Origin of the sequence: Ferrovibrio sp. (genome assembly GCF_019636075.1) — a bacterium.
Lineage (GTDB): Bacteria > Pseudomonadota > Alphaproteobacteria > Ferrovibrionales > Ferrovibrionaceae > Ferrovibrio.
In genome coordinates, this window is the sequence record NZ_JAHBYG010000066.1 from 1 (window position 1) to 15,595 (window position 15,595).

The window sequence follows — 15,595 nt, forward strand, 5'->3', positions numbered from 1 at the left end:
TCCACCACCAGCAGCGTGACGCCGGCATCCTTCAGTGACTTCAGAACGGCGAAAACCTCGTCGACCATCAGCGGTGCCAGACCGAGCGACGGCTCGTCGATCAGCATCAGCTTCGGTCGTGCCATCATGGCACGGCCGATCACCAACATCTGCTGCTCACCGCCTGACAGATAGCCAGAGGTGCGATCTTTCAGGGCCGCAAGCCGGCCGATGCGGGAATAAACCTCATCCAGTCGCTGCCGCACCGCACGCAGGCTGGTTTCCTTGTGCCCACCGATGATCAGGTTCTGCTCCACGGTGAGGTGGCGCAGCACGCGGCGCCCTTCCATCACATGGATGATGCCGGTATCGACGATGTCGACCGCATCCTGATTGTCGATGCGCTTGCCATTGAACTGGATATTACCCGAGGTGACGCGCCCGTCCTCGGTTTTGATCACATTCGAAATCGCCTTCAGCGTGGTCGACTTGCCGGCGCCGTTACCACCCAGCAGGGCGACGCACTGCCCCTCGCTGATGCGCATCGAGACACCCTTCACCGCCAGGATGACCTCGCTGTAGATCACTTCGACATTGTTGAGCTCAAGCACGCGCGCCTCCGGCATTGCAGGGCCGGGCATTGCGCCCGGCCCATCCTTGCGACTGGGTTACCACTTCCCGATCTGCGGCACCGCCACACCCGGGGCAGCGGTGATATACTTGCCGCCCTTCACAATACCGATATTGACCGTCGCACCCGTGGTCGGGAACGGCGCATCGTTTGTGTATTTTACATCCGACAGGATTTCGAAGGTTTGCTCGCTGGTGATCGTGGTGCTGAGCAGGGCTTCGCGCACACCGCGCCCGGTGACATTTGCCGCGCCCGACTTCTTGGCCGCCGCCTCTACCGCACGCAAGGCCACCAGGGTCTGGTTCAGACCCATCACGGTCGGCACCGTCCAGCCGCCCTTCATCCCGTACTGGCTCTTGAGCTTCTCATAGAACTGGCGCGACTTGGTGTTTTCGTCGGTCGGCATCGCCATGCCATAAACTTCGTAATCGCCTTCCAGGTTGGCAATGCCGCCTATGGCCGAGGCCGAGGCCGTGATCCCGTTGTGCGAACTCATCACGATCGGCACCTTCTTGTTCAGCGCCTGCAACGCGCGCTTCACCGCCACGACGGCCGCTGTGTTGGTCTGCACGTCCAGCACTTGGGCGCCTTTGTTGAGCACGCGGTTGACCTGGGTGGTCAGGTCGGTCGGCTGCACTTCGGTGTAGACGATTTCGACCAGATCGATGGTGGCTTTGTTCTCATCGGCATACTTGCGCAGGCCTTTGGCGATATCGACATAGGCCGGCGACGCTTCGGACGAGAAGACCGCAACCTTCAGGGCGCCGGAGACGTTGTTCTGCTTGCGATACCATTCGAGGAAGGCGGCCGCCTCATGCGCATAGGTGGAGCGCGGGTTGAACACCCAGGGGTCGCTCTTCCAGCCGAAGCCATAACCAGCGGTGGACATGATCAGCGGAATGCCGTCGGCCGGCAGGCGGCCCTGCAAAGCGGTGGCATCCGGCGCGCCGACACCCAGTGCGATGATCGGATTCAGCTCAGCCTTGATGCCGGGCCACAGGCTGGCGACCTGGGCGGCGTCGTAGCGATGGTCGTAGTCCTTCATCTTAAGCTGGACGCCCAGGTCCTTGCCCACTTCGGCATTCCACCAGGCAACAGCGGAGTGCCGTGCGCCATTGAGATCCTTCATCACGTCGGCATAAGGGCCGGTGAAATCGGCCAGCGAAGCGATGTTATAGGTGGTCTGGGCCTGCGCCGGGGCAGCCAGCATGAGCGTGGCCATTCCGGCGAGCACTGTGCGTGCGAACATTTTCATTGTTACTTCCTCCCGTTTTTCATGTGTGTGGAAATCGTCTACGCCATGCAGAACGCTAGTAAGAGAACGGCCAGAGCCGGTAGGAGCGCTTGATGATCGACCAGCGATGCATCAAACCGCGCGGCTCGAAGATCAGGAAGGCGGCAATCACACCACCAAGGAAGATGTTGAGTGTGGCGAACACCACGTCGCCACCGAGCCAGGGCACCACCTGCACGAAAGTGGGGCCGAGACTGATGAAGCTCTCGCGGATCGAGAGGATGACCACGACCCCGATCAGGGCGCCGGTGATCGAGCCGATCCCGCCGACAATCACCATGGCCACGAACCAGATCGAATGGAAAAGCGTGAACTGGTCGACGGCGACGAAGCGGACATAATAGGCCCACAGCCCACCGCCGATGCCCGCATAGAAAGACCCCACCAGGAAGGCCATGGCCTTGGTACGGACCACATCTATGCCCATCATGCCGGAGGCGACATCATCGTCGCGTACCGCCACGAAGTCGCGGCCATGACGGCTGCGGGCGATGCCGAAGGCGCCGGCCACCATCACCACGGCGAAGACCAGACAGAGATAGTAAATCGAGCGATCGGTATCGATGACATAGCCGAACAGTTGCGCCGGCTCGAGCGACAGGCCGTTCGAGCCACCGAGCCATGATTGCGGCAGGTTGAGCACCAGGAAATGGAATAGCGACTGTGCCGCGATGGTGGTGAGCACAAGGTAGAAGCCTTTGATGCGCACTGCCGACAGGCCGAAGATGAAGCCGAACGCCGCGGCCGCACAGCCGCCCAGCGGGATTGCGGCCCAGAACGGGAAGCCGAACTTGCTGGCCAGCACCGCGGTGGCATAGGCGCCACTGCCCATGAAGGCGGCCTGGCCGAGATTGATCTGGCCGCCATAGCCGGTGCAGATCTGCAGGCCGACAGTCACCACGACCGTAATCAGTGCCGAGGTCGCCACCGCTACCAGGCGCGGGCCGACCAGCAGCGGCAACACCGCCAGCAGCACCATGAAGAGGATCAGGCAGATGAGCTGCTTGCGCGTGCGGATCAGCGACTGGTCGCGCGCGAAGCTGGTTGCAAAGACGCCAGCGGGATCCATGACTCAGACCCTCTCGACCATCTTCCAACCGAACATGCCGGTTGGTCGGATGAATAGGATGACAAGCATGATGATGAACGGGAAAACGTTGCCGACCGAGCCGCCGATCACGGGATCGACATAAGCCATGACCAGGCCCTGAATGATGCCCACGATAATCCCGGCAAGCAGCACGCCAGCGATCGATTCAAAACCAGCCAGCAAGGCGACCGGTAGCGCGGCGAGCCCGATCTCGGAGGCCAGGAAGCTGACAGACTTTCCACTCAGGAAGATAATCGCGCCCAGCGTGGACAGCACCGAACCGAGGATCCAGGCAAAAGCCACCGAGCGCTTGACTGAAATGCCCATCGACACCGCAACCTGGTGATCTTCTGCCACCGCCGTCATGCGCAGACCAGGCCGGGTGCGGTTGAAGAACCAGGAGAGGCCAAGGCCAACGACGATGGTGATCATGCCGCCAATGAACAGCGAGCGCGGGATCAGGATGTCGCCGATGATCACCGGCTGCAGCGGGAAGATAATCGGGAACGGCCGCACCTGCGGGCCGAACAGCACCAGGATCAGCCCGCGCAGCAGAATCAGGAGCCCGATAGTGACCATCACCATGGCAAAGACCGACTCGCCGACCAGGCGCGAGAAGAAGATCCGCTCGATGGCGAAACCGAAAAGTGCCGCGGCGACGAAAGCCAGCGGAATGCCGATCCAGTATGGCAGGCCGATGGATGTGATCATCCACCAGACCACGAAGCCACCGAACACCACCAGCTCGCCCTGCGCGAAGTTAAAGACCTTGGAGGCGCGGTAGATGACGATAAAGCCCATGGCGATCAGGGCATAGAGCAGCCCGATCAGCGCACCATTGATGGTGTAGTTGAGAAACTCGCTCATGCGATGGCCCGCCTGTTGTCCTGCAATTCAATGATGTTAAAGCCCTCGTCGACATCGTTGATGCGAACTGTTGCCGAGAGCGTGCCTTTGCGGCCGTCCTGGTAGGTAATCAGGATATTCACGGCCGCCGTGCTGCTACCGCGATAGATCTCTTCCACCAAAGCCTGGTAGCGCTCGGTGATGAACTCGCGCCGCAGCTTGCGCGACCGGGTCAACTCACCTTCGTCAGGATCGAGTTCCTTGGGGAAATTGGCGAAGCGGCGCACGCGCGCATGTTCCGGCAGGAAGAGGTTGACCCGGCGGATGTCCTCGCGGATTAGCGCCGCCACTTCCGGCTTCTGCGACAGGTCAGTAAAGGTGGAATATGTGATGTTGCGCTCTTCCGCCCAGCGCGACAGCACTTCCATGTCGATATTGATCAGCGCACCAACGAAATCCCGGCTTTCATCACCAAGAGTGAGAATATCCTTGATAAAGGGACTGAAGCGCAACCGGGTTTCGATATATTGCGGCGGGAAACTGTCGCCGCTGCGCATGCGGCGCAGGTCACTGATTCGCTCGAGGAAAACCAGCTCGCCGCTCTCGGTCTGGGTCACCGCGTCGCCGGTCTGATACCAGCCATCCTGCAGGCGCTCGTCCGATTTCTCCGGGTTGCGATAATAACCCTGGAAGAAGGAGCCGCCGCGCACCAGCAGCTCGCCGGCCTCCGACAGTTTCCATTCCAGCGGCTTGCCGGCATCGGGATGTGGTTTCATCCAGTGGCCAACGGTTTCGAGGTTGTAGCTCTCGCTCTGATGCAGGGTCAGCAGGCCGATTTCAGTGGCGCCATAAATGTTGCGCAGCGGCACGCCGATGGCATGGAACAGGCGGAACACATCCGGCGCCATGGTGGCACCGCCGCAGACCGGTAGGCTGAGTCGGGTCAGACCAAGTTTGTCGCGCAGCGGCTCCAGCACCAGCGCATCCGCCAGCGGATAGAGCAGCCGCGCCAGCAGCGGCGCCGGCTTGCCTTCCAGGCGACCGACATTCACCTGATGCCCGATCGCCACGCCCCATTCGTAGATGCGACGACGCAGCGGGCCGGCATCCAGCATGCGAGCCTGGATCGTCGCCGCCAGGCTTTCCCACTGCCGCGGCGCGAAGACCATCATCTCCACCGCAATTTCGCGCAGGTTTGCCAGAACCTGCTCGGGCGATTCCGGGAAATTCACCACCATCGGCACGGCCAGGCCCATGGTGACGCCGACGATCTGCTCGGTGATCCAGGCCGGCGCAATATAGGTTAGATAGTCGAGACCGGGCCGCACCTCGGCCGCACTCATGATGCGGTAGGCGTTGTCGATCATCATCTTGTGCGTGACGATCACGCCCTTGGGCCGGCCAGTGGTGCCCGACGTGTAAGACAGCACCGCGATATCGTCCGGCTGTCCTGCCGCCACCATCGCCTCGAAGGCAGCGGGACTGGCGCGGTGACGCTCGATACCCCGGGTTGTCACGTCCTGCGTGGTATGCAGCCCCTTGTCGCCGTAGGACCACATGCCCGTCGTGTCCCAGTACAGGATATGCCGCAGGCCTGGTACGGCATCGCGGATGGCCAGGCCCTTGTCGACCTGCTCCTGATCCTGGGCGATCAGGCAGACCGCCTCGCTGTCATTCAGAAGATAGTCGATTTCGCCAGCCGTCAGATCGGGGTAGAGCGATATGACCTTCGCTCCGAGCGCCAGTGCGGCAAACTCGGCCCAGAAATTGTCCGGCTCATTCTCGCCGATGATGGCAACCGTTTCGCCGCGCTTCACACCCATGGCATCAAGCCCGAGAGCGAGGCCGCGCACCTGCTCGAGCACATCGCCGAAGCTGTATTCGCGCCAGATGCCGCGCTTCTTGTGGCGCTGCGCCAGGCGGCTGGGCTCCTGCTGGCCACGCAGCAGCAGCAATTGGGGCAGGGTCTGCATCGCAATCATCAGCGCGTTCCCTCACCCAGATAAGCCTTGAGCACCGCCGGATCGCGCTGGACTTCGGCTGGCGTGCCCTCGGCGATCTTGCGGCCAAAATCCAGCACGACCACGCGATCGGCCAGATCCATCACCACGCCCATGTCATGCTCGACCAGCACCACCGGAATGCCGCGTGCCTCGCGCACATCCAGGATGAAACGGGCCAGATCTTCCTTTTCTTCGGTATTCATGCCGGCCATCGGCTCGTCCATCAGCAGGATTTTCGGCTCCTGCGCCAAGGCGCGACCAAGATCGACCCGCTTGCGCTGGCCATAGCCGAGCGTGCCGACCGGACGGTGGCGAATCGCCTCCATCTCCAGCAGCTCGATGATTTCCTCCACCACCTCGCGCTGGGCGAATTCCTCATTGCGCGAGCGGCCGAAATGGATGAAGGCATCCAGGATGCTGCTGCGCATGTGCATATGCCGGCCGATCATGATGTTTTCGATCACCGTCATGCCCGAGAAGATATGCGTGCCCTGGAAGGTGCGGGCGAGGCCGGCGCGCGCAATCTGGTGCACCGACTTGCCGATCACGGACGTGCCGTCGAACTGGATTTCGCCGCGCTGCGGACGATAGAAGCCGCTGAAGCAGTTCATCAGCGAGGATTTGCCGGCCCCGTTCGGGCCGATCACCGCGACCAGTTCGTCGCTGCAGATCTCAATGGTGACGCCATCCAGCGCCTTGATGCCGCCGAATTGCAAACCGATGTCTTGGGCGGCGAGCACCGGACGCTTGCGCGCTCCGGCAGCCGCGCCATGCGGCACTGCCATCGCTTCCACTCGTTTCCTCCCTGGCATCGGTCGAGTTCAATTCCCGGACCGGCCGGTCAGATTTGAATATCTGACCATATGGACGTCTAGTTTACTTACGGGTCAATTCATGTCAACCTCTCTTTCACTGATCCTGGGGAGGACATGAAATGTCGATGCAATTCGGTAACCGCCAGCTCGCCGCGCGCTTCATGTCGCGGCTGCAACTTCCGGTCATCGCCGGACCGATGTTTTTGATTTCCGGGCCAGATCTGGTGATCGGTTGCTGCAATGCGGGAGTGGTCGGCTCCTTCCCCAGCCTGAATGCCCGCACGACAGCGCTGCTCGATGAATGGCTGACGCGCATCGCCGCCGAAACCAGCAGCCCGAATGCTGCACCGTATGCGGTCAATATGATTGTCCATCCCAGCAACACGCGGCTGGAAGAAGATATGGCGCTGGTCGAAAAGCATAAGGCGCCATTGGTGATCGCCAGCGTCGGTAGTCCCGCCAACATCGTCGCCCGTGTTCATGCCTATGGCGGGCTGGTCTTTTCCGATGTGGCCTCGCTGAAACATGCACGGCGTGCAGCGGAGGTCGGCGTCGATGGCCTGATCCTGTTATGCGCCGGCTCGGGCGGCAATACCGGCTGGCTTAATCCCTTCGCTTTCGTCGGCGCCGTGCGCGAATTCTTCGACGGCCCGATCGTGCTGGCGGGTGCCATTTCACGCGGCCAGTATATTCATGTGGCGCAGGAAATGGGCGCCGACATGGCCTATATCGGCACCAGCTTTATCGTCACGCGCGAAAGCATGGCCAACGACAAGTATCGCGACATGCTGCTGGATGCCAATGCGGACGACATCATCCTGACTGCAGAGATCACCGGTATTCCAGCCAATATGCTGCGCCAGAGCCTGGAGAGTGCCGGCCTGAAAACCGGAAAAAAGCATGAAGGCGGCTTCAGCCTGCTGCGCGAAGTGGAAATGCTGAAAGCCTGGCGCGACATCTGGAGCGCCGGCCATGGCGTGGGCGATGTGCGGGCGGTGGAAAGCGTCGGCGACCTGGTGCGCCGGTTACAGGCGGATTACCTGGCGGCGCGCAACCGGCAAAACGTCACTGCGGCTTGAGCGCATGCTCCAGCAGATCGGAGAACACGCTGGCGATACCCTCGCCGCTCATGTCGCCGTCGGGACGGAACCATTGCGTCATCCAGTTGATCGCGCCCATGAAGAAGAACACCGTCATGCGCGGATCGGCTTCGCGGATACTGCCGTCCTTGATGCCCTCGGTGATCAGTTCGCTGAACTTCTTCTGGAAATCGTCACGGCGCTTTGCGATCACAGCGCGGTTCTTGGGCTCCAGCGCGGCAAATTCGCTGAGCACCGCGCAGGAGCCGATCTCGCTGGTGATCAGTTCGATATAGCGGCGACAGACCAGTACGATCTTCTCGCGCCCTGTCTCGCCATGCTCGACGGCGTAATCATAGGCCACGTTGCCGAGATCCTGCGCCAGCATGTGGCATTCGAACAGGATCTCCTGCTTGTTGGTGACATAGTAGTACAGCGCCGGCTTGGTGACGCCCAAGGTCTTGGCAACGTCGTCGAGCGAGGTGTCGTGATAGCCGCGTGCGCTGAAAGCGCGGGCCGCTTCGCGCAGCAGGGCCGTGCGCTTCAGCGCAAAAAGCTGATCGCGGCTGGGCGCCACATTCTTCCAGGCCGACGGTTTGCGACCGCGCTGTGCCACACGCACTCTCCCTTAAATCTTACCCGAAATACCCGCCGGCCTGGACCGGGGGCGATGCCCAAACCCGGGAATCGGATCGGCGGCTGGAAACTTTCAACAATCTTACCGCAAAGTCAAACAAGCTGTCCGCAATGCAGAAGCTATTTACCGTGGCGGCGAGACCGCCGACTCGGACAACCCGGCCATGGGCCGCATCGAATCGTAAGCAGCAGGAGAGGAAGATGAAAGGGATTTTCGACGGTGTCCGCGTGCTCTCACTGGCCGAGCAGTTACCCGGCCCGTATGCCACCCTGCTGCTGGCCGATCTCGGCGCCGACGTGATCCTGGTGGAGCGACCTGCGGGCGGCGACCCGGCGCGGGCTTTTCCGTCCTTCTTCCGCGCCGTGGGGCGCAACAAGCGCAGCCTATGCCTCGACCTGAAATCCGAAACAGGCCGCACCGAACTCATCGCCCTGGCCGCCGATGCCGATGTGCTGCTGGAGGGCTATCGCCCTGGTACCATGGACCGCCTGGGTCTCGGCTATGCCGCATTGTCGGCCCGCAATCCGCGGCTGATCTATGCTTCGATCACCGGATTCGGCCAGAGCGGTCCGAGCCGGATGCGGCCGGCCCATGATCTGTCCTACCAGGCGGTCGCGGGGATGGTGTTCGGCAGCGCCGGTGCCCCGGCTGCGATGCCGGAAATCCCGCTGGGCGATCTTTCAAGCGCCACCTTCGCCGCTTTCGCCATCGCCGCCGCGCTCTATGGCCGCGAGCGCAGCGGCCACGGCACCGCCATCGATGTCTCGATGACCGATGGCCTGGTCTCGTGGATGACGCCCTATCTCGTACCGCATATGAGCGGCGACAAGGCTTTCGAGGTCTTCGACGAGCCAGCCTATGGCATTTTCACCTGCAGTGACGGCAAGCAGTTGACCCTCAGCATCGCGCATGAGGATCACTTCTGGGCGACGCTGTGCAATGCCCTGGGGCTGCCGCAGCATGCCGACCTGAAGGCCAAGGAACGGCGGCGGCGGCGCGCCGAATTGCACGGCGAGATTTCGGCTCTGTTGGCGCGGCAACCACGCGCCCACTGGGCCACGGCATTCGATGCCGCCGGCAACATCGCCTGGTCGCCGCTGCATGATTTCACCGGTGTATTGCAGGATCCGCATTTCCGTGCCCGCGGCCTGTTCCAGCAGTTGCCCGGCGGCGAAGAGCATATCCTGCAGCCGGTGCAGTTCTCCGCTTATCACAGTGCCATCCACCGCGGCGCGCCGGGCCTGGGCGAACATACGGCAGAAATCCTTGGGCGCGACCGTGCCCCAGTCGATGGCGCCATCAAAGCTGCGGGTTGATCAGGTATTTGACGCCGCTGCGCTTTTCCATGTAGGCCATTACGGTCTGCGGCTGCACGGCGGCGGCCAGCGAAATGGTTGCGGCATAGCTGGCGGCAAAGGTGGTGTGCAGTTCGTCGCAGACGCGCTGGCGCAGTCTGGCCCGCGTCGCCGTATCGGCCTGCTGCAGGAAGTCGAACAGCAGCCAGCCGGCCACGCTCCAGTTCAGGCCGACGATACGGCTGATCTCGATCGGCGCGCGGTCGAGCGCGCCGTAGACGAAGGCCTGCTTGAGCACATTGGTGCCGTAGCGGCTGTATTGCGTGGCGTGCTGTGAGGCGGCGGCTTCCATTGCGCCCAGGATGCGCCCGGTCAGCGCGCCGCCCACGGCATCGAAACAGGCCGTAGCATTGGTATCGGCCAGCGCACGCGCCAAATCCTGCCGGAATTCCGGCGCGGCACTATTGCAAACATGTTCGGCGCCCATGGCGCGCAGCTCGGCCACCTGGTCGTCGCGGCGCACGATATTCACCAGCGGCACACCATCCTGCCGGCAGGCGCGGATCAGCATCTTGCCGACGCTGGACGCCGCCGCCGTGTGGACAATCGCCTTGTGCCCGTTGCGTTGGGCGGTTTCCAGCATGCCAAGCACGGTCAACGGGTTGACCAGAGCAGCCGCGCCATCCGCCGGGCTGGTACCATCGGGCAGTACCAGAATGTCGGCCACCGCAATCCGGCGGTATTGCGCATAGGCGCCATCGCCCATCATGGCCACGGTCTTGCCCAGCAGTGCCTCCTGGCCGGGTCCGGCCGCCACCACCACACCGGCCCCCTCCACGCCGACCGGCAACGGCTGGTCGATGCGCAGCGCGACAAAGGACATTGCGGCCGGCGGCACCGGCGCCACCAGCACCGGCTGCCGTGCAGTTCCTTCAAGCCGCGCGGCCGCAAGATCGGCCGGGCCGAACAGCAGGCCCATATCCGTGGGGTTGATCGGCGCCGCCTCAACCCGCACCACCACTTCATTCGTTCCCGGCATTCCGGCCGCTTCTTCGGTCACGGCAACACGCAGCTCTCCCGCCGCCGTAATGCAGGAACGTAAAACTAGGCCGCGCCAGTCCTGTGTCATGGTGGTCGCCTTCCGAGGCTGAAACGGTTTACCGGCCTTGGAATACCGGCTTGCGCTTTTCCACGAAGGCAGCGATGCCCTCTTGCGCATCTGCTGAATCGACGCAGGCTGCGATGCCGCGCGCTTCCAGCTCCAGCTGGGTTTCTAGGCTGGTGCAATCTGAATCGACCAACAGGTTCTTCATGCGGCCGAAAGCAGCGGTCGGCCCGCTGGCCAGGTTTTCCGCCATCTGGGTGGCGGCGACGGTCAGCTGATCGGGGGCAACTACCTGATCGGCAATACCCCAGTCGAGCGCTTCGGCTGCCGGCACCCTGCGGCCCTGCAGCATCATCAGGCGGGCACGCTGTGAACCGATGCGGCGCGGCAGCGTCCAGGACTGTCCGCCATCGGCGGAAAGCCCGGCCGCGGCATAGGCCGAAGCGAATTGTGCGGTGTCCGATGCGATAAGGAAATCGCAGGCCAGTGCCAGGCTGAACCCCGCCCCGGCGGCCGGGCCGTTCACCGCAGCGATGCTTGGCGCCCGCATCCGTGCGAGCGCGGCGATAGCGCCATGCAGATGCAGGGTCATCGTGCGGATGCTGAGCGCGGTTTCGGCTGGATCTCGCATACCGCTGAGATCGCCGCCAACACAGAAGAAGCGCCCACTGCCAGTCAGCACCACCGCGCGTACATCAGTGTCAGCCTCGCAGCGCCGCACCGCCTCGCCAAGATCGGTCAGCAGCGCGACATTCATGCCGTTGCCGGCCTCGGGTCGCGCCAGCGTCAGCCACGCCACTGCGCCCTTGCGCTCGAAAGTCACCAGCTTGCCGGTCATGCCGCGTTCCCCAATCTTGGCCTAAACTGCTCCAGACGGTTAAATCTGTTGCTCACGGATTCGGCGCGCAATGATCAGCCGCTGGATATCGTTGGTGCCTTCGTAAATCTGGCAGACCCGCACATCGCGGGATATCTGCTCAACGCGATAGTCATTCAGATAACCGTTACCGCCATGAATCTGGATGGCATCAGAGCAGACTCTCTCCGCCATTTCCGCGGCCTTCAGCTTGGCGACAGAGGCCTCGACCGCACATTCTATCCCTTCATCGAAGAGGCGTGCGGCATGGCGGGTATAGATCCGCGCCATATCGATGGCGGCATGCATGTCGGCCAGTCGGAAGCCGACCGCCTGGTGATCGAAGATCGACTTGCCGAAAGCGGTGCGCTCACGCGAATACTGTAACGCCAGTTCATAGGCGGCCCGCGCCATGCCGACCGACTGCGACGCCACTGAAATGCGGCCATCCGACAGCAGGCCCATGGTGAGCGGCAAAGCCTCGCCGACGCCGCCGAGAACCATGTCGTCCGGCACGAAGCAGTTCTCGAAATGCATCTGCACGGTATCGGAGGTGTGCTGCCCCATCTTGCGTTCGGGCTTGCCGGGCGTGAATCCCGGTGTGCCCCTGGGCACCAGGAAGAAGCTTTTCCCGCGCGAGCCGGCCTGCGGATCGGTGACCGCCAGCACGATCGCCAGCCCGGCCCGGGCGCCGTTGGAGATGAACTGCTTCTCGGCATTCAGTACCCAGCCGCCTTCGGCGCGCGTCGCCCGGCCGGTGATGGCGGAGAGATCCGAGCCAGCCGACGGTTCGGTGAGGCAGACAGCGCCGATGGCTTCGCCGCTGGCCATCTTGCCGAGCCAGGCCTGCTTCTGCGCCTTGGTACCCAGCCGCGCCAGCAGCATGGCAGTACCCAGGCCATGCACATGGATCAGGGTGGACAACCCGCCGTCGCCGGCCGCCAGTTCCTCGATCACGGCAATGAAGGTGGAAAGGTTGCAGCCGGAACCGCCGTATTCCTCTGGCAACAGCAGGCCGAACAGGCCCATCTCGCCCATTTCGGCCAGCACGCCGTCCGGCACTTGGCCATCGCGATTCCAGACCGCGGTGTGCGGGGCAATGCGCTTCTGCACAAAGCGGCGCACGCCCTCGACTAGTTCGCTGTCGATATCACTGGCAGCCATCGGTTTCCTCCATTCATTTTTTTGCAGCCCGACCATTCCGGCTTGAACTGTTGCCACAGGGCTATCGGGCCTGCCGACATGCGGCATGGCCCGGATGCAGTCACCCGGCGGGCATTGTCCCGATTATAGTCAATTTGACTTTTAAGTAAATAATATTATTTATAAGTCATATCTGTGGCAAATATCCGTCATACAGGGAGGAATACAAATGCTGCCGACCCAACTGGCCCAGCGCCTGCGCATGCCCGTGCTGGCCTCGCCGCTGTTCCTGATTTCCGGTCCCGACCTGGTGGTGGAAACCAGCAAGGCCGGCGTGATCGGCAGCTTCCCCAGCTTCAATCAGCGCACCACAGCCGGCTACGAGGAGTGGCTGAAGGACATCCGCCAGCGACTGACGCCGGCCGATGCACCCTGGGCCGTACAGTTCGCCGTGCATCGCACTAACGCCCGCCTTGCCGAAGACATGGCGCTGACAGTGAAATACCAGGTGCCGATCCTGATCACGGCGCTCGGCATCACCCGCGAGGTCACCGATGCGGTGCATGCCTATGGCGGTCTGGTGTTCCACGATGCCATCAACATGCAGCATGCCCGTCGCGCGCTGGAGATGAATGCTGATGGCATCATCGCCGTCTGCAACGGCGCCGGCGGCCATGCCGGTGTTTACAATCCTTTCGCCTTCATCGGCGAACTGCGCCCGATCCTTGGCGACAAGACGCTGATTCTCTCGGGCTGCATTGGTGACGGCAGCAGCATCGCCGGCGCCATCGCTGCGGGTGCCGATCTCGCCTATGTCGGCACCCGCCTGATCAACACGGCCGAAAGCATGGCCTCAGCCCAGATGAAGCAGCTGATCATCGAGTCGAATATCACCGATATCATCTACTCTGCCGAAGTCGATGGCGTCGGCGCCAACTGGCTGCGCCAGACCCTGCCAACCACTGGCAACCTGCGCGCTGGTGGCCAAGTGGGCAGCATGAATGTCAGCGATGTTCTGGGCGAGCCGAAGCGCTGGCGCGATATCCTCAGTGCCGGTCAGGGTGTCGGCTCGATCCACGATGTTCCACGTGTCGCCGACCTGATCGTGCGGATGGAACGCGAATATCGGGCAGCAACCGATCGGTTAATCAGCATTGCGGGCAGGCAGCCCAGTGTCGCCGCTTAGCCATACCTGATGCTGGTGGCAGAGGTTGGAGCGTGCCATGCGGTGGCAGCTCATACGGAGGCCGTGAGACTATGAAAAATCGCCAGCGAGGCGGCACTTCATCTGTCGGCGAGACTTTTGGTGTCACTTGAAGCGGTCATCGACAGCTTGCTGGCGGTCGGATCGTTCGCCTTGAATGCATCAGCGATAAAGCAAGGATCGTTAAGTGACCCCTTTTTACAGAGATTTAACTTAGGTCACCTCCAGAACCACCTTCCCAATTTGCAGATTGGCATCCAGCATTTCGTGCGCTTTTATCGCATCTTCTAGCTTGAAGCAGGCACAGATTGGCATCACCACCTTGCGGGCCTGAAGCAGGTGCCAGACAGACTGCATGAGCCCCTGGGCAATTTTCTGCTTATACTCTGCCGAACGGGAGCGGACTGTCGTCCCCATCAGCTTCAGGCGCCGATGGATGATCTGGCGGGTATTGATTTCAGCAGACGTGCCGAGATGGCTGCCGATGAGCACCAGACGCCCATCGATCGCCAACAGGTTAAGCTCGCGCTGGACATATGATCCGGCCTGGGAATCCAGGATGACGTTGACGCCTTCGCCCCCTGTTATCTGCTGAACGTCCTTTTCCCAGTCTCCGCGATAGGAGATGGCATAATCGGCACCGTACTTGCGACACACCGCCTGCTTCTCTTCGGTGCCGGACGTCGCAATTACGGTGGCGCCCACAACCTGCTTCGCCAACTGAATGGCAGCCAGCCCAACACCACTCGTGCCGCCCTGCACCAGCAGGATTTCCTCGGCCTGAAGCTGGGCGCCCCAGATGATGTTATTCCAGGCCGTGAAAAAGACCTCAGGCAGAGCGGCTGCCTCCAGCATGCTCAGCCCGGCCGGGATCTGCATGCACTGGATCGCAGGTACGATGCAGTATTCGGCGTAGCCGCCGCCGGCAACGAGGGCGCAAATGGGATCGCCTGCTTTTGGCCAGGCAACCCCTGGCGCTGCCTGTTCGACGATGCCTGCTATATCCAGCCCGGGGATATCGGTCACACCAGGTGGTGGTGGATAGAATCCCTTGCGCTGGGAGATGTCCGGCCGGTTTACGCCGGCCGCAACGACGCGGACCAGAACGTGATTAAGCGGGATTTCAGGAATTTCCCGGTGGGCAAGGCGCAAGACCTCTGGCCCACCGGGCTTGGTAATCTCAATGACACGCATCATCAAGCTTCAGTTAAAGCGGCGAAGTGGCTTAATCAGCCTTGAGGTTCACCGTTTTCGCCAGCTCCTTGTAGGCGGCAACTTCGGTTTCCATGACCTTGGTGAATTCGGCCGGATTCTTGTAATCAGCCTGGACACCCTGATTCCGGAGCGCCTGCTGGAAGCTCTCACGACCCATCATGCCCTGAACCTCCTTGTTCAGGCGATCAACGACCGACTGCGGAGTCTTAGCCGGTGCCATGAGACCCAGCCAGTTGTCGCCCAGCACATTCGGCAGTTTGAGCTCATCAAAGGTCGGAACATCCGGGAGCATTGGCGACCGCTTCGGGCCAACGATCGCCAGGGCACGGAAACGACCATCGCGGACAAACTGGCCGGCCGAGATGATCGACTGGAATGCCGTCGGGATTTCACCGCCGAGGAG

At 62.1% G+C, this 15,595-nt stretch carries 15 protein-coding genes; 3 read left to right on the forward strand and 12 right to left on the reverse strand.

What is annotated here, in order from left to right:
• The 6 genes from KF827_RS18710 to KF827_RS18735 all read right to left on the reverse strand — a co-directional run.
• Positions 1–590, reverse strand: a 590-nt coding sequence (locus tag KF827_RS18710; RefSeq protein ID WP_291008854.1) for an ABC transporter ATP-binding protein, incomplete at its 3' end; no start/stop codon positions are given.
• A gap of 57 nt (positions 591–647) precedes the next feature.
• Complete coding sequence (locus KF827_RS18715) at positions 648–1,865, reverse strand: ABC transporter substrate-binding protein (protein ID WP_291008857.1); 1,218 nt, start codon at positions 1,863–1,865, stop codon at positions 648–650.
• A gap of 55 nt (positions 1,866–1,920) precedes the next feature.
• Positions 1,921–2,973 (reverse strand): branched-chain amino acid ABC transporter permease, encoded by a 1,053-nt coding sequence (locus KF827_RS18720; protein WP_291008860.1) that lies wholly within the window; start codon positions 2,971–2,973, stop codon positions 1,921–1,923.
• 3 nt (positions 2,974–2,976) lie between these two features.
• Positions 2,977–3,861: a branched-chain amino acid ABC transporter permease gene (locus KF827_RS18725; protein ID WP_291008862.1), complete on the reverse strand. Its 885-nt coding sequence runs from the start codon at positions 3,859–3,861 to the stop codon at positions 2,977–2,979.
• Positions 3,858–5,822 (reverse strand): long-chain fatty acid--CoA ligase, encoded by a 1,965-nt coding sequence (locus KF827_RS18730; protein ID WP_291008865.1) that lies wholly within the window; start codon positions 5,820–5,822, stop codon positions 3,858–3,860. Before KF827_RS18730 ends, KF827_RS18725 begins: the two co-directional genes overlap by 4 nt.
• Positions 5,822–6,628, reverse strand: coding sequence for an ABC transporter ATP-binding protein (locus KF827_RS18735; RefSeq protein WP_291008896.1), 807 nt, complete (start codon positions 6,626–6,628; stop codon positions 5,822–5,824). The genes KF827_RS18730 and KF827_RS18735 overlap by 1 nt, the downstream gene beginning before the upstream one ends.
• Positions 6,629–6,777: 149 nt before the next feature.
• On the opposite strand from KF827_RS18735, the gene KF827_RS18740 reads away from it, so the two are divergent.
• On the forward strand, positions 6,778–7,737 hold the full coding sequence (locus KF827_RS18740; RefSeq protein ID WP_291008868.1) for a nitronate monooxygenase: 960 nt from the start codon (positions 6,778–6,780) through the stop codon (positions 7,735–7,737).
• Here KF827_RS18740 and KF827_RS18745 read toward each other — a convergent pair.
• Positions 7,724–8,353 (reverse strand): TetR/AcrR family transcriptional regulator, encoded by a 630-nt coding sequence (locus KF827_RS18745; RefSeq protein WP_291008871.1) that lies wholly within the window; start codon positions 8,351–8,353, stop codon positions 7,724–7,726. The genes KF827_RS18740 and KF827_RS18745 overlap by 14 nt on opposite strands.
• Positions 8,354–8,574: 221 nt before the next feature.
• Between KF827_RS18745 and KF827_RS18750 the strand changes: the two genes are divergently transcribed.
• Positions 8,575–9,690, forward strand: coding sequence for a CaiB/BaiF CoA-transferase family protein (locus tag KF827_RS18750; RefSeq protein WP_291008874.1), 1,116 nt, complete (start codon positions 8,575–8,577; stop codon positions 9,688–9,690).
• Here KF827_RS18750 and KF827_RS18755 read toward each other — a convergent pair.
• The 3 genes from KF827_RS18755 to KF827_RS18765 form a co-directional block, all read right to left on the reverse strand.
• Entirely contained in the window at positions 9,674–10,708 is a 1,035-nt protein-coding gene (locus KF827_RS18755; protein WP_291008877.1) for a hypothetical protein, read from the reverse strand. The genes KF827_RS18750 and KF827_RS18755 overlap by 17 nt on opposite strands.
• A gap of 118 nt (positions 10,709–10,826) precedes the next feature.
• Positions 10,827–11,612: an enoyl-CoA hydratase-related protein gene (locus tag KF827_RS18760; protein WP_291008880.1), complete on the reverse strand. Its 786-nt coding sequence runs from the start codon at positions 11,610–11,612 to the stop codon at positions 10,827–10,829.
• 39 nt (positions 11,613–11,651) lie between these two features.
• Positions 11,652–12,794: an acyl-CoA dehydrogenase family protein gene (locus KF827_RS18765; RefSeq protein ID WP_291008883.1), complete on the reverse strand. Its 1,143-nt coding sequence runs from the start codon at positions 12,792–12,794 to the stop codon at positions 11,652–11,654.
• A gap of 208 nt (positions 12,795–13,002) precedes the next feature.
• On the opposite strand from KF827_RS18765, the gene KF827_RS18770 reads away from it, so the two are divergent.
• A complete protein-coding gene (locus KF827_RS18770) occupies positions 13,003–13,959 on the forward strand; it encodes a nitronate monooxygenase family protein (RefSeq protein WP_291008887.1) in 957 nt (318 codons plus the stop codon).
• 231 nt (positions 13,960–14,190) lie between these two features.
• On the opposite strand, the gene KF827_RS18775 is transcribed toward KF827_RS18770, so the two are convergent.
• Entirely contained in the window at positions 14,191–15,174 is a 984-nt protein-coding gene (locus tag KF827_RS18775; RefSeq protein ID WP_291008890.1) for an NAD(P)H-quinone oxidoreductase, read from the reverse strand.
• 28 nt (positions 15,175–15,202) lie between these two features.
• The coding region (locus KF827_RS18780; RefSeq protein WP_291008893.1) for a tripartite tricarboxylate transporter substrate-binding protein at positions 15,203–15,595 on the reverse strand (393 nt) is incomplete at its 5' end.

What these genes read in the sequence shown, in the direction of transcription:
- KF827_RS18715 (WP_291008857.1), bottom strand. Translation starts at nt 1,865, where the DNA reads ATGAAAATGTTCGCACGCACAGTGCTCGCCGGAATGGCCACGCTCATG.
- KF827_RS18720 (WP_291008860.1), bottom strand. Translation starts at nt 2,973, where the DNA reads ATGGATCCCGCTGGCGTCTTTGCAACCAGCTTCGCGCGCGACCAGTCG.
- KF827_RS18725 (WP_291008862.1), bottom strand. Translation starts at nt 3,861, where the DNA reads ATGAGCGAGTTTCTCAACTACACCATCAATGGTGCGCTGATCGGGCTG.
- KF827_RS18730 (WP_291008865.1), bottom strand. Translation starts at nt 5,822, where the DNA reads ATGATTGCGATGCAGACCCTGCCCCAATTGCTGCTGCTGCGTGGCCAG.
- KF827_RS18735 (WP_291008896.1), bottom strand. Translation starts at nt 6,628, where the DNA reads ATGGCAGTGCCGCATGGCGCGGCTGCCGGAGCGCGCAAGCGTCCGGTG.
- KF827_RS18740 (WP_291008868.1), top strand. Translation starts at nt 6,778, where the DNA reads ATGTCGATGCAATTCGGTAACCGCCAGCTCGCCGCGCGCTTCATGTCG.
- KF827_RS18750 (WP_291008874.1), top strand. Translation starts at nt 8,575, where the DNA reads ATGAAAGGGATTTTCGACGGTGTCCGCGTGCTCTCACTGGCCGAGCAG.
- KF827_RS18755 (WP_291008877.1), bottom strand. Translation starts at nt 10,708, where the DNA reads ATGCCGGGAACGAATGAAGTGGTGGTGCGGGTTGAGGCGGCGCCGATC.
- KF827_RS18760 (WP_291008880.1), bottom strand. Translation starts at nt 11,612, where the DNA reads ATGACCGGCAAGCTGGTGACTTTCGAGCGCAAGGGCGCAGTGGCGTGG.
- KF827_RS18765 (WP_291008883.1), bottom strand. Translation starts at nt 12,794, where the DNA reads ATGGCTGCCAGTGATATCGACAGCGAACTAGTCGAGGGCGTGCGCCGC.
- KF827_RS18770 (WP_291008887.1), top strand. Translation starts at nt 13,003, where the DNA reads ATGCTGCCGACCCAACTGGCCCAGCGCCTGCGCATGCCCGTGCTGGCC.
- KF827_RS18775 (WP_291008890.1), bottom strand. Translation starts at nt 15,174, where the DNA reads ATGATGCGTGTCATTGAGATTACCAAGCCCGGTGGGCCAGAGGTCTTG.